This window comes from Hydrogenophaga defluvii, from assembly GCF_042665235.1.
Lineage (GTDB): Bacteria > Pseudomonadota > Gammaproteobacteria > Burkholderiales > Burkholderiaceae_C > Hydrogenophaga > Hydrogenophaga defluvii_A.
In genome coordinates, this window is the sequence record NZ_JBHTBZ010000088.1 from 1 (window position 1) to 12293 (window position 12293).

Annotated in this window: 13 protein-coding genes; all 13 read right to left on the minus strand. The window is 69.7% G+C overall.

All coding sequences use genetic code 11. From position 1 onward, the window contains the following. Positions 1–72 precede the first annotated feature (72 nt). Genes ACFQU0_RS20645 through ACFQU0_RS20705 form a run of 13 tightly spaced genes read right to left on the minus strand, consistent with a single transcriptional unit; the run spans position 73 to position 12287 of the window. Positions 73–960 (minus strand): amidohydrolase family protein, encoded by an 888-nt coding sequence (locus ACFQU0_RS20645; RefSeq protein ID WP_382203953.1) that lies wholly within the window; start codon positions 958–960, stop codon positions 73–75. A gap of 35 nt (positions 961–995) precedes the next feature. Continuing rightward, a complete protein-coding gene (locus ACFQU0_RS20650) occupies positions 996–1559 on the minus strand; it encodes a histidine phosphatase family protein (protein WP_382203955.1) in 564 nt (187 codons plus the stop codon). Continuing rightward, the gene (locus ACFQU0_RS20655; RefSeq protein WP_382203957.1) at positions 1556–2362 is read right to left on the minus strand and encodes an adenosylcobinamide-GDP ribazoletransferase; all 807 of its coding nucleotides are present in this window, start codon (positions 2360–2362) and stop codon (positions 1556–1558) included. Before ACFQU0_RS20655 ends, ACFQU0_RS20650 begins: the two co-directional genes overlap by 4 nt. Next, the gene (cobT, locus tag ACFQU0_RS20660) at positions 2359–3375 is read right to left on the minus strand and encodes a nicotinate-nucleotide--dimethylbenzimidazole phosphoribosyltransferase (RefSeq protein WP_382203959.1); all 1017 of its coding nucleotides are present in this window, start codon (positions 3373–3375) and stop codon (positions 2359–2361) included. The genes ACFQU0_RS20655 and cobT overlap by 4 nt, the downstream gene beginning before the upstream one ends. Next, positions 3372–4334 (minus strand): aminotransferase class I/II-fold pyridoxal phosphate-dependent enzyme, encoded by a 963-nt coding sequence (locus ACFQU0_RS20665; protein WP_382203961.1) that lies wholly within the window; start codon positions 4332–4334, stop codon positions 3372–3374. Before ACFQU0_RS20665 ends, cobT begins: the two co-directional genes overlap by 4 nt. Then, positions 4331–5269, minus strand: coding sequence for an adenosylcobinamide-phosphate synthase CbiB (cbiB, locus tag ACFQU0_RS20670; protein WP_382203963.1), 939 nt, complete (start codon positions 5267–5269; stop codon positions 4331–4333). Before cbiB ends, ACFQU0_RS20665 begins: the two co-directional genes overlap by 4 nt. Beyond that, a complete protein-coding gene (cobO, locus tag ACFQU0_RS20675; RefSeq protein WP_382203965.1) occupies positions 5269–5850 on the minus strand; it encodes a cob(I)yrinic acid a,c-diamide adenosyltransferase in 582 nt (193 codons plus the stop codon). The genes cbiB and cobO overlap by 1 nt, the downstream gene beginning before the upstream one ends. 11 nt (positions 5851–5861) lie before the next feature. After that, positions 5862–6650 (minus strand): ABC transporter ATP-binding protein, encoded by a 789-nt coding sequence (locus ACFQU0_RS20680; protein WP_382203967.1) that lies wholly within the window; start codon positions 6648–6650, stop codon positions 5862–5864. A 4-nt stretch (positions 6651–6654) separates the two neighbouring features. Then, on the minus strand, positions 6655–7677 hold the full coding sequence (locus tag ACFQU0_RS20685; RefSeq protein ID WP_382203969.1) for a FecCD family ABC transporter permease: 1023 nt from the start codon (positions 7675–7677) through the stop codon (positions 6655–6657). Then, positions 7674–8534, minus strand: a complete 861-nt coding sequence (locus tag ACFQU0_RS20690; RefSeq protein WP_382203971.1) for an ABC transporter substrate-binding protein — start codon at positions 8532–8534, stop codon at positions 7674–7676. Before ACFQU0_RS20690 ends, ACFQU0_RS20685 begins: the two co-directional genes overlap by 4 nt. Beyond that, positions 8531–9109, minus strand: coding sequence for a bifunctional adenosylcobinamide kinase/adenosylcobinamide-phosphate guanylyltransferase (locus tag ACFQU0_RS20695; protein WP_382203973.1), 579 nt, complete (start codon positions 9107–9109; stop codon positions 8531–8533). Before ACFQU0_RS20695 ends, ACFQU0_RS20690 begins: the two co-directional genes overlap by 4 nt. Next, the gene (locus tag ACFQU0_RS20700; protein ID WP_382203975.1) at positions 9106–10443 is read right to left on the minus strand and encodes a cobyrinate a,c-diamide synthase; all 1338 of its coding nucleotides are present in this window, start codon (positions 10441–10443) and stop codon (positions 9106–9108) included. The genes ACFQU0_RS20695 and ACFQU0_RS20700 overlap by 4 nt, the downstream gene beginning before the upstream one ends. Then, entirely contained in the window at positions 10440–12287 is a 1848-nt protein-coding gene (locus tag ACFQU0_RS20705) for a TonB-dependent receptor domain-containing protein (RefSeq protein WP_382203977.1), read from the minus strand. The genes ACFQU0_RS20700 and ACFQU0_RS20705 overlap by 4 nt, the downstream gene beginning before the upstream one ends. Positions 12288–12293 lie beyond the last annotated feature (6 nt).

Genomic DNA, 12293 nt, shown 5'->3' on the forward strand with positions numbered 1-12293 from the left:
CGGGTACGGCGGTCGTACTTTGGACATTTGCGACTCCTTGAACACAAAGAATGATGTGTCCACGGAACCCGGTCAACTCCAAGGGGCTGTGCCAGCCTGGTCCAGCCCCAGCAGCCGAACCGCGTTGCCCTTGAGGATGCCCGGCATCACCTCGGGCTTGAAGCCCGCCACCTCGAAGTCCTTCATCCAGCGCTCGGGCGTGATGAGTGGGTAGTCGCTGCCGAACAGGATGCGGTCTTTCAGCAGCGTGTTGGCGTACTGCACCAGCTGCTTTGGAAAATACTTGGGGCTCCAGCCCGACAGGTCGATCCACACGTTGGGTTTGTGTGTGGCCACACTCAGCGCCTCGTCCTGCCAGGGAAAGCTGGGGTGGGCCATGACGATCTGCATGTCGGGGAAATCGATGGCCACGTCGTCCAGGTGCATGGGGTTGCTGTACTCCAGCCGCAGGCCACCGCCGCAGCGCATGCCACTGCCGATGCCGCTGTGCCCGGTGTGGAAGATGGCTGGCAGCTTGTGGGCGTTGATGACCTCGTAGATGGGCCAGGCCATCTTGTCGTAGGGGTGGTAGCCCTGCACCGTGGGGTGGAACTTGAAGCCCCTGACACCTTCTTCCTTGATCAGCCGCTCGGCCTCGCGTGCGCCCATCTTGCCCTTGTGCGGGTCGATGCTGGCGAAGGCCATCATCATGTCGCTGTTCTCGCGCGCGGCTTGCGCGATCTCTTCGTTGGGGATGCGTCGGCGGCCCAGCTTGGACTCGCTGTCCACCGTGAACATCACCAGCCCGATCTTGCGCTCGCGGTAGTAGGCAATGGTTTCTGCGATGGTGGGCCGGCGGTTGCTGCCGAAATACTTGTCCGCCGCGCGGTCGTATGCCTCGCCGTAGTTGTCGAAGGGGTTCCAGCAACTCACCTCGGCGTGGGTGTGGATGTCGATGGCGATCAGGTTCTGGTGGTCCATGCGCGTCTCCTGCGAGGGGGTATTTTGGTTATTGACTATAACCAAACCACCGACAACAACTCGCCGTGGCCGATGCCTGTTGTCGGCCATTCGGCCGCCGACCGAATGGGCCTCGCGCCTTGCGCCTTCAGGTACATCACCGCCTTTGTCACACCCGCGTGCGTGACCCACAGGGCCTCGCCGTCCTGGCCCACCTGGGCGACGACGTCCGCCAGCGCGGTGGCCACACGGTCAATCACCTGCTGGGTGCTCTCCGCGCCACCAAATCGGTGGTGGGCGAAGTCGGCGGTCCAGGCGTCCACCGCGGTGCGTGGGATGTGGGCCCAGGTGTGCCCTTCCCAGCAGCCAAAGTCCATTTCGTTGAGGCGCAGGTCGCGGCGGGGGGCGCCCAGGTCGGGGCGCAGCGTGTGCAGGTCGTGCGCCAACTGTTGCGCCCGCTGCAGTCCCGACACCCACACCGGCAGGCCGGCGGGCAACACGGCTGCAGCGGCCTGTGCGGCGGCATGTGTGGCCTCGGGGGCGGCGGGCAGGTCGCTGGCGCCGTAGCACAGGCCGGGTGCAGCCAACACGCGGGCATGGCGCAGCAGCCACAGCTTCATGCCGCCAAACCCAGTGCCAGGCCCAGGTAAAAGCCTGCCTCGCTCACCTGCTGGGCGGTGCCCAGCCCGTCACCGGTGAAGCCGCCCAGGCGGCGGTGCAGCAGCCGGTGCACCCACGCCATACCCAGCATGGCCCCGAGCATGGCCTGCCACCAGGGCCCCTGCGGCAAGCGTGCGTACAGCACCGCGAGTGCGGGCCACCACCACAGGCTGGCGCGCAGCAGGGCCCAGCCACCCAGGGCATCGGCCAGCGGTTTGGACTTGGAGCGTGAGGTGTCCCCCACATGTGGCAAGCGGTACACGGTCCACAGCGGCAGCAGGCGGGAGAGCACGTGGGCACCGAACAGCGCCGCGCCGGCCAGTGCCACGCTGTGCTGGGCGATCAGCGCCAGCAGGCCCAGTTTGGTGGCACCGGCCAGCACCAGGGCCAGCGCACCGTAGCTGCCGATGCGCGAGTCCTTCATGATGTCCAGCGCGCGCTCGCGGTCCAGGCTGCCGCCCAGGCCATCGGCCAGGTCGGCCAGGCCGTCTTCGTGGAAGGCCCCCGTCAGCAGCACGCTGAACACCGTGCTCAGTGCCGCTGCCACCCAAGGTGCCGCGGGCAGGGGCGGCAAAGCCCAGCACAACCCCCAAAACACCGCGCTGCTGAGCATGCCCACCACCCAGCCCACCCCGGGAAAGTGCACCGCGCTGGCCCGCAGCATGGCCGGGCTGTAGCCCACCCAGGCCGCCAGCCGCCCCGTCACCGGGATGCGGGTGAAGAACTGCAGGGCGAGCAGGAAATGACGCACCGCTTGTGTCACGTGGGCTGCACCTCGGTGGCCGCGCGCGCCACGCCTGCCGCCTCGAAACTGGCCATCTCGCGCAGGATGGCACAGGCCGACACCAGCAGCGGCCAGGCCAGGGCCGAGCCCGAGCCTTCGCCCAGGCGCAGGCCCAGGTCCAACAGCGGCTCAGCGCGCAGCAGGGCCAGCATCAAAGCGTGGCCGGGCTCGCCGGAGCGGTGGGCGAACACGCAATGCGCCAGCACCGTGGCGTCCAGGCGGCTGGCCACCAGCACGGCGGCGCTGGCGATGAAACCATCGACGACGATGACGCGGTGTTCCTGTGTGGCTTGCAACACCGCGCCCACCAGGGTGGCGATCTCGAAGCCACCGAAGGCAGCCAGCGCCTGCAGTGGCGCGGTGGCGGTGGCGTGGCGCGCCAGCACCTGGCGCAGCACCGCGATCTTGCGTTGCACACCGGGCGCGTCCAGCCCGGTGCCGGCGCCGGTCACGTCCCTGATGTCCAGCCCGCCCAGGCGGGCCAGCAGCAGCGACGCGGCCGAGGTGTTGCCTATGCCCATCTCGCCCAGCAGCAGCGCGTTGCCGGGCAGGCCTTGCACCACGGCGCGGCCATTGGCCAGGGCGGTTTGGCACTGCGCGTCGGTCATGGCGGGGCCGTCCAGCGCGTCGGCGGTGCCCGGCGCGATCTTGCGCACGAGCAGACCGGGGCGGGGCGCGAAATCGTGGCGCACGCCGCAGTCCACCACGGTGAGGGCAATGCCGTGCTGGCGCGCGAGCACGCTCACCGCCGCGCCACCGGCCAGGAAGTTTTCCACCATCTGCCAGGTGACGTCGCTGGGGTAGGCCGACACGCCGCGCGCGGCCAGGCCGTGGTCGCCCGCGCACACCAGCATCTGTGGCGCGCGCAGTTCGGGGGTGGTGCTTTGAAGGATGAGCCCCAGGCGCAGCGCCAGCGCTTCGAGGCGGCCGAGCGAGCCCACGGGTTTGGTTTTGTTGTCCAGGCAGGCCTGGAGTTGTTGGGCGAGGTTCATGGGTGTTGCAGCAGGGCTTGATGAAGTGCCGCTTGCGCGGGGGGGGGCTGGACGCTGAGCCGCCAGTGGGCGGCCAGGCCCATGTTGTGGGTGGGGCGCAGCTTGACGCCGTGGTGGCGCAAAGCGTCGCCGTCGATGGGGTGAGGGGCTTGGGCGCAGAAGTAGGGCGTGTTGCTGGGCAGGCAGGTCCAGCCCAGGCTTTGCAGCATGCCGATCTGCTCCCCCTTCCACACACGCAGTTGCGCGCGGCTGTTGTGCAGCCAGCGCTGGGTGTCGGTGCGTGTCCAGGCCGTCAGCTGGGCCACGGCGTGCGCGCCGAGTGGCCAGGATGCGGCCATGTCCATCAGTTCTGCCGCTTGCGCCGTGGCCCCCGCGGGCGCGATGGCGTAGGCGCCGCGCACGCCCGTCAGCCCCAGTGCCTTGTTGGGCGACCACAGCTGCCAGGCGTCGTCGCAGCATGCGGCGGATGGCGGCGACTCGCTCAGGCGCAGGGGTTCGTAGGCGCGATCGAGCGCGAGCACACGGGCCTGGCGTAGGTCGGCCCAGGGCGTGGGTTCTGCCACACCACGCGGGCTGCTGGGCGTACAGCACCAGGCCAGATCGGCTTGCGTCGGTGTCGCTACGCGTGTCAATCGCCACTGCGCGGCCGCATGGGCGTAGTCGCCGTAGGCCTCGGTTGGCAACCACACCGTGCGGCCACCACCACGCGCCACCCAGGCCGTCAGGCGGGCAATGAGTTCGCTGCTGCTGCTGCCCGGCACGATGCGCGCTTCGGCCACACCGTGGAACTGGGCCAGCGCCGTGCGCAGTTCGGTGTACGCCGGGTCGGGGTAGCGCGTGGCGTCGGCCGCCTGCACCGCCGCCAGCGCGGTGGGGCAGGGGCCACAGGCATTGCTGTTGGTGGAGAAGTCCCAACGTGGCACGCCGGCCGCGTCGGGGCCACCGTGGTGGCGGTTCATTGCAAGCCTTCCCACACCAGGCACAGCAGGGCGCCCGCGCACACCGTTTGCACGGCGCGTGTGGCACGGAGGATGGCCGGTTCTGTGTCGGCGGCCCCAGGCGCGCGGCCCTCAGCGTTCAAGGTGTACACGCCAGGTTTGCCCAGGCGCACGCCCAGACTGAGTGCCATGGCGGCCATGGGCCAGCCGCTGTTGGGCGATGGCGTGAGGCGGGCTTCGCGTGGCAGGTGCCACCACATGCGCCACGGCCGCCACAGCACGAGCAGCAACGCGGTCAGGCGGGCTGGCACCCACGACAACACATCATCGGCCCGCGCCGCCCATTTGCCGGCCCAGGTCCAGTCGCGGCCCTGGCGTTCCTCCTGGTAGCCCCACATCGCGTCGGCGGTGTTGGCGAAACGGTACAACGCCGCGCCCGGCAGGCCGCCAATCACAAACCAGAAGAGTGGCGCCACCACCGAGTCGTTGAGGTTCTCGGCCAGCGATTCGATGGCGCTTTCGCGCACCTCGGCGTCGGTCAGTGCTGTCACGTCGCGGCTCACCAACCAGGCCAGGCGTGCGCGACCAGCGTCCAGCGATTGGGCCAGCGCGGTTTCCACGGCCCACACCTCCTCGTGCAGCAGGCGCCAGGCCAGCAAGGGCTTGAGCAGCAGGCCCAGCAGCAGGGCTTGCCACAGGGGCGGCGCCTCACGCACCAGCGTCACAACACCCGCTGCAAGCACCACCACCAGCGTGGCACCAAGCGCCCAGGCCAGCGCGCCCAGCAGGAACACCCGCCAGGGCCGGTGGGTTTGGCCGGTTGTGGGCGCAACACGCGCGCCTGTGCAACCCAGGTAACGGCCCATGGCCACCACCGGGTGCCAGCGCGCGGGCGGTTCGCCCCACAGCCGGTCCACCGCCAGGGCAATGAGCATGGCCAACGCGGTGACCGCCATCAGTCCTCGATGCCGCGTTGCGCCGGTATGCCCGCCTTGAAGGCGTGTTTGACCAGCGTCATCTCGGTCACGGTGTCGGCCAGTTCGATGATTTCGGGCGGGCAGCGGCGGCCGGTGATGACCACATGCACATGGCGCGGGCGCTGGCGCAGGGTGTCGAGCACGTCGTCCAGCGGCAGCCAGCCATAGATGAGTGGGTAGGTCAGTTCGTCGAGTGTGACCATGAAGCACTCGCCGCTGAGAATGGCCTCGCGCGCCTTGAGCCAGCCGTCGCGCGCCAGTTGGGCGGAGTGCTCCAGGTCCTGGCTTTTCCAGCTGAAGCCGTCGCCCAACCCTTCGATGCGCAAGCCCAACTGTTCGAACATGCGGTGCTCGCCAAAACGGGCAGAAGGCACCTTCATGAACTGGAAAATGCGCACCTGCTTGTGGTGCACATGGGTGCGGCCAAAGGCGCGCAGTGCGAGACCGAAAGCGGCCGTGCTTTTGCCCTTGCCGTCGCCGGTGTGGACGATGACCAGGCCACGGCGTTCGCCCTCGGGTTTGTCGTAGCGTTTTTCGGTGGGCGGTGATTCGAGTTGCATGGTGTCTCCGGTCAGCGTGGCAGTGCCACCCATTGGTGGTTCAGGGGGTGGATGGCGATGCGGTGGTCAAAAACGGTTTCGAGGCAGCGGTGCGCGACCAGATCGTGAGCCGGGCCGACGTAATCGATGTGGCCCTGGCGCATCACCACCAGGTCGTTGGCCATCAGGGCCAGGGTGATCTCATGCAACACGCTGACCACGGTGTGGCCTTCGGCCACCAGCGCGCGCACCAGGGCAATCCAGTCGGCCTGGTGGGGCGGGTCGAGGTTGGCCAATGGTTCGTCCATCAGCATCACCGGAGCCTGCACCGCCAGCAGGCGCGCCAGCAAAACACGCTGGCGCTCACCGCCCGACAGTTCGCCCAGCGCACGGGTGCGCCAGTCCCAGGCCTGGGACTGGCGCAGCGCGGTTTCCACGGCGGCGTGGTCGGCGGCGCTGGGCGGCGCCAGCCAGGCCTGGTGGGGCAGGCGGCCGAGCAGGGCCACGTCATAGACCGTGAGGTCGTCGGCGCTGGTTTCACCGGCGCCACTCTGGGCCAGCCAGGCGAGTGCGCGCGCTCGGTCGCGGGGAGCCATGGGCGCCAGCGCACAGCCGAGCAGTTTGAGATCACCTTGGTGGGGGATGACTTGCGCCAGCGCGCGCAGCAAGGTGGACTTGCCCGCGCCGTTGGGGCCGACGATGGCGGTCCAGGCGCCGGCGCGCAGCGTGAGGTTGAGGCCGCAGAGCACTTGCCGGCGCGCAGAGCCGTTGCCGAGCGAGACGCTCAGTTGGCTGGCTTGCAGAGCGGGTGGGTTGTTCATGGCGTCAATGGGCACGGCGGTGCATGAGCCACAGCAGGTAGCTGCCGCCCAGAATGGATGTCACCACGCCCACGGGCAGTTCTTGTGGTGCCAGCGCGCCACGCGCCAACAGGTCGGCGGCCATGAGCAGCACCGCACCCATGAGCGTGGCCAGCGGCAACAGCCAGGCGTGGGTGGTTTTGACGGCCCCGCGCACGAGGTGTGGCGCAGCCAGACCAACGAAGGCAATCAGGCCAGCCTGGGCCACGGCGGTGCCGGTGGCCAGGGCCATGATGGCCACGAGCGCAACGCGCAGCGGCAGCAGCGGAAGCCCCAGGCTCTGGGCGGTGGCCTCGCCCAGCGCCAGTCCGTCGAGTACCCGCGACAGGCCCCAGGCCACCACAACACAGGGCGCGGCCACGCCCGCCATCAGCACACACGCGGGCCAACCCAGGTAACCGGTGGACCCCAGCAGGAAGGCTTGCATGGCCTGCAACACCTCGGGCACAGCCAGCGTGATGAGCGAGGTGAGTGCGCCCAACACCACGCCCACCACCACCCCCGCCAGCAGCAGGCGCAGGGTGTGGGCCACGCCACGCGCCAGCGCCAGCGTGAGCGCCACAGCGGCCATGGCGCCCAGAAACGCGGCCCCCGTGAGGCCCAGGCGCAGCAGCCACGGCGCGGCCACGGATGTGGTGCCCAACAGGGCCAGGCACAAGGCCACGCCCAGCGAGGCGCCCGAAGCGCTGCCCATCAAAAAGGGGTCGGCCAGGGGGTTGCGGAACAGGCCCTGCGCGATGGCGCCCGCCAGGCCCAGCAGCGCGCCGGTGAGGCCCGCGCCCAGCGTGCGCGGCGCGCGTATCTCCCACACGATGGCGGTGGCCGTGGGGTCGGCCGTCAGCGCGCGCAGGCTTTGCAGCCCGGTGCTGCCCACGCCCAGGCCCAGCAGCGCCAGCAACACAGCGCACAGCAGCAAGACCACGGCCAGCCCGATCGGGTGCTGGCGGGCTGGTCGCGGCAGGCGCACATCCAGTGCAGCGGTGCTCATGGCGCTTTCTCCTGTAGGCAGCGCGCCATCAGCCGCGCGGCTTCGGCCATGCGGGGGCCGGGGCGCACCAGCACGTCCGACGCCTCGTTGGGAAAGATGCACAGGCGCCGCTCTCGCACCGCACGCACGGTGTGCCAGCCGGGGCGCGCGGTCAGGCCCTCGGCGTTGCGGGCGCCCACCATGATGAGGTCGGGGTTGGCCCGCACCACAAACTCGGGATTGAGTTTGGGAAAGGGCCCCAGCGCGGCCGGCACGATGTTGGCCACGCCCAGTCGGGTGAGGGTTTCGCCGATGAAGGACGAGGTGCCGGCCGCGTAGGGTGCGCGGTTGACCTCGAAATACACCCGCGTGCGCCGCGCGTGCGGTGGCAGCGATTGCGCCGCCGCCGACACCGCCGCGTCGATGTGCCGCCACACGGCTTGTGCGGCGGCCTCGTCCAGGCCGGCCACGGTGGCCACTTTGCTCAGCACCCGCTGCACGTCGGTGTGGGTCTTGGGCTCCAGCGCCACCACCTTGAGGCCCAGCGCTTCGAGCCGGGGAATGGCGCGTGACGAGTGGGCCAGCAGCACCACATCGGGCCGCAAGGCCACGATGGCCTCGATGTTCGGGTCCAGCCCACCGCCCACGCGGGGCAGGGTGGCGATCTGCGCCGGCCAGTTGGAATAGCGGTCCACCGCCACCAGCTTGTGGCACTGGCCCAGTTCGCACAGGCTTTCGGTCAGCGAGGGCAGCAGCGAGACGATGCGTTGTGGGGGCGTGTCCCAGCGCACACGCACGCCCCGGTCGTCGGTGACCTCCAAGGCCTGTGCTTGGAGGTTCGAGCAGAGGAGCACACAGGCCAGCAACAGGCGTTTCATGGCGCGCCTTTCAAGGTCAAAGGCAGTCCGGCGGCCATGAGCGTGACGCGTTCGCACTGTGCGGCCACGGCCTGGTTCAACTGGCCCAGCGCATCCACAAAAGCGCGCACCTCGCGGCCCATTGGAATCACACCGAGTCCGATCTCGTTGCCGACCAGCACCACCGGCCCCGAGGCACAGGCAATGGCCTGGCACAGCCGGTTCACCTCGTCTTGGGTGGCTTCGGGCGTGTGGGGCGCTTGGCCGGGCGGCGGCATCAGGTGGTGGGTCAGCCACAAGGTGAGGCAGTCGACCAACACCATGCGGTGTGGCAAGCTCGATGCCAGCAGCTTGTCGCCCAGGGCGTGGGCATGTTCAACGGTGCGCAGGCCAGGCACACGTTGGGCGCGGTCACGCTGATGGCGGGCGATGCGTTCGCGCATCTCGTTGTCCCAGGGCCTAGCGGTCGCAATCAGCACCGCTTCGTGGTGGGGGTCGCCCTGCAGCCAGGCATGCGCCCGTTCTTCGGCGTGGCGCGATTTGCCACTTTTCTGTCCACCCAGAACGAGTTCGCTGCGGGCAAAGAGGCTGTTCACAACGGTGCCTCCATGAACAAGCTGGCGGTGGCCTCAGGTGCGGAGGCAAACCAGGCGTGGAAGTAGCTCGCGCGCACGCTGCCCCGTTGGTAGACCGCCTCGCCGGGTTTCGTGACGCCACCGCGCACCGCTTCGGTGTGGGCCACGGGCGCCAGAGGTGTGTCGCACCGCGAGTAGTGGAAGGTGTGGCCGCGCAGCGCGCCGGCTGGCAGGGTGAGCTGCTGCGGGCCCAGCGCCGTCAGCCGCTTTTGCATGCTCACCTGGCCGGGCAGCAGGCCCCATTGCGGGTGGGTTTGGCCGTCGACATGGAGCAGCAATTCGAACAGCACCATCATGCCGCCACACTCGGCCCACACCGGCTTGTTGGCCGCCACGTGCGCCAGCAGACTGGCGCGGCACAGGGCCGATTGCTTCAGTGTCTGGGCGTGTAATTCGGGGTAGCCACCCGGCAGCCAGACCGCGTCGCAGGTGGGCAGGGGCTCGTTGGCCAGGGGCGAGAAAAACACCAGCTCGGCGCCGAGCGCTTGCAGTGTGTCCAGGTTGGCCGGGTAGATGAAGCAGAAGGCGGCGTCGCGGGCCACGGCGATGGTGCGGCCGGCCAGCAGCGGAGGTGGGGTGGTTGACGCCGCAGGTGTTTCGAACGGCACCGCCCAACGCGCCAGCGCGGCTGTGTCCATCTGGCCCAGCGGGGTGGCGGCCAGGGCGTCGGCGGCGGCATCGAGGCGGGCCAGGGCGTCGGGCAGTTCGCTGGCCACGGTCAGGCCCAGGTGGCGTTCGGGCAGGGTGAAGGCGGCGTCGCGTGGCACGGCGCCCAGCCAACCACTGTCGTCGGTGGGCAGGGCTGCTTCCAGCATCTGTGCGTGGCCTGCGCTGGCCACGCGATTGGACAGCACACCGGCCCAGGGCAGGCCGGGGCGGTAATGCCGCAGGCCGTGGGCCAGCGCGCCGAAGGTGCCTGCCATGGCCGAGGCGTCGATCACCGCCAGCACGGGCAAGCCGAAACGCTGGGCCAGGTCGGCCGCGCTCGGCGTGCCGTCGAACAGGCCCATCACGCCTTCGATGACCAGCAGGTCGGCGTCAACGGCGGCGGCGTGCAAGCGGGCGCGGCATTCGGCCTCGCCGGTCATCCACAGGTCCAGGTTGTCCACCGGGTGGCCGCTGGCCAACGTGAGCCAGTGTGGGTCCAGAAAGTCGGGCCCACACTTGAAGGCGCGCACGCGGCGCCCAGCGCGCGTGTGCAGGCGTGCCAGGGCGGCGGCCACGGTGGTTTTGCCCTGGCCCGAGGCGGGCGCGGCCACCAGCACGGCCGGGCAGGAGACCGACGCCGCGCTCATTGAGGTGCCCACTTGAGGCCGATGTACACGGTGCGGCCCGCGGTGGCGTAGCCGCGTGCGGTTTCGTAGGCCTTGTCGCCCAGGTTGTCCACACGGGCGATCAGGCGCCAGTCGCGGCCCAGTGGTTTGGTGGCGCTCAAGTTGAACAAGCCGTAGCCGCCCAGGCGCTGGGTGTTGGTTGCGTTGTTGTAGCGGTGGGCCACCAGTTGCACCTCGGCACCGAGTTGCCAGTCGGCCAGCCGCTGGTCCAGGCCCAGGGTGGCCTGGCGGCGGGCGCGGCGGGCGAGCTGTTTGCCGGTGTCGAGGTCGCGCGGGTCCAGCAGGTCCAGCGAGGCGCGCAGCACGGTGTGGCCCAGGCGCTGGTCGCCGCTGAAGGTGACGCCCTGGTACTGCGCGCGCGCGGTGTTGCCGTAGCAGCCGGGTAGCCTGCCCGTGCCGTTGACGCAGCTGCCGGGACCGCTCACATAGGTGATGAGGTTGTCCACCCGGTTGCGGTAGGCCACCACGGCGAAGTGGCGCGTGGGCGTGTCGTGCTTCAGTCCGAACTCGATGTTGCGGCCGGACTCGGCCTTCAGGTCCGGCGTGCCGTAGATGCTGAAGCGCTGGTACAGCGTGGGCACACGGAAGGCCGTGCCGGCCGAGGCGCTGGCGCGCCACTGGGGCGACAGCTCGTAGGCGTAGGCCGCGCTGCCGGTGGTCTTGCCGCCGAACTCGCTGTCCTGGTCGTGGCGCAGGTTAAGCTGCAGGCTGTGCCCATCCCAGCGGCGGCCGTGGCCCAGGGCCAGCGCGTCCTGCGAACGACGGGTGCGAGTGGGGGTGGTGCTGGCGTTGTCCAGCTCATCCTCGCGGCGCTCCAGGTCCACCGACCACTGTTGTCCGCCGGCATGCCAGCTGTTGTGCAGCAGGTAGCTTGTGATGTGGGTGTCGGTCACGTAGGGCGAAGGTCGGGTCTCGTAGCGGTCGCGGCTGCGGTTCACGCTCAGGCGGCTGTTGTGGCTGGGGCTCCATTGCGCCAGCCATTGCAGGCCCAGGGTGTTCAGCCGGTGCAAGGCATGGTCGTCCCGGCCCGGGGTGGACGCGTCGTATTGCGTGTCCTGACGGGTGTGCAGCGTCGTGGCTTCCAGCCGGTGTTCGCGGTGGAGCTGCCAGCCCAGACGCGCACTGAGGGCCTCATGCTCATACCCGTCGCGGTCGGGGTTGCCACTGGGCTGCACGTTGAAGCCCTGGCTGCTGTCGCGGCTGAGCGAAAGTGCGTAGTCGAAGGCGCCTTCGCGACCACTGAGGCCCGCCTCCACCTGGCGCGTGCCATGGCTGCCCACCCCCATGCCCACGCTCGGGTTGAAGCCGGCTTCGCCCCGGCGGGTAAAGATCTGGATGACACCACCGAGGGCGTCGGAGCCGTAGACCGCGGCGGCCGGACCTCGGACGATCTCGATGCGATCGATCTGCGCCAGCGGGATGGCGTTCCAGGTGGCGCCGCCGGTGGATTGCGAGTCCACCCGCACGCCGTCCACCAGCACGGTGGTGAAGCGGCTTTCGGCCCCGCGCACAAACACGCTGGTGGTGGCGCCAGGGCCACCGTTGCGGGCGATGGTGATGCCGGGCTGGCGGGCCAGCACGTCGGCAATGCCGGTGGCGCCGCTGCGTTCCAACGCCTCGCGGTCAATCAGGGTGACGTCGGCCACCACGTCGGTCAGCGGCTGCACAACGCGGGTGGCGGTGACCAGGGTTTCGGACAGGGCGGCCACAGTGACCTCGGCCGAGGTTTGGGCGTGGCACAACGGTGAGGCACAGGCGGCCAAGGCCCACGCGGCACGGTGCGCGCGGAGAGAGCGGGTTTTCATGAACAA

Excerpts from the sequence above, each read along its gene's own strand:
- ACFQU0_RS20665 (WP_382203961.1), bottom strand. The coding sequence starts at position 4,334 with ATGAACCGCCACCACGGTGGCCCCGACGCGGCCGGCGTGCCACGTTGG.
- ACFQU0_RS20680 (WP_382203967.1), bottom strand. The coding sequence starts at position 6,650 with ATGAACAACCCACCCGCTCTGCAAGCCAGCCAACTGAGCGTCTCGCTC.
- ACFQU0_RS20685 (WP_382203969.1), bottom strand. The coding sequence starts at position 7,677 with ATGAGCACCGCTGCACTGGATGTGCGCCTGCCGCGACCAGCCCGCCAG.
- ACFQU0_RS20645 (WP_382203953.1), bottom strand. The coding sequence starts at position 960 with ATGGACCACCAGAACCTGATCGCCATCGACATCCACACCCACGCCGAG.
- ACFQU0_RS20650 (WP_382203955.1), bottom strand. The coding sequence starts at position 1,559 with ATGAAGCTGTGGCTGCTGCGCCATGCCCGCGTGTTGGCTGCACCCGGC.
- ACFQU0_RS20705 (WP_382203977.1), bottom strand. The coding sequence starts at position 12,287 with ATGAAAACCCGCTCTCTCCGCGCGCACCGTGCCGCGTGGGCCTTGGCC.
- cobT (WP_382203959.1), bottom strand. The coding sequence starts at position 3,375 with ATGAACCTCGCCCAACAACTCCAGGCCTGCCTGGACAACAAAACCAAA.
- cbiB (WP_382203963.1), bottom strand. The coding sequence starts at position 5,269 with ATGGCGGTCACCGCGTTGGCCATGCTCATTGCCCTGGCGGTGGACCGG.
- ACFQU0_RS20700 (WP_382203975.1), bottom strand. The coding sequence starts at position 10,443 with ATGAGCGCGGCGTCGGTCTCCTGCCCGGCCGTGCTGGTGGCCGCGCCC.
- cobO (WP_382203965.1), bottom strand. The coding sequence starts at position 5,850 with ATGCAACTCGAATCACCGCCCACCGAAAAACGCTACGACAAACCCGAG.
- ACFQU0_RS20690 (WP_382203971.1), bottom strand. The coding sequence starts at position 8,534 with ATGAAACGCCTGTTGCTGGCCTGTGTGCTCCTCTGCTCGAACCTCCAA.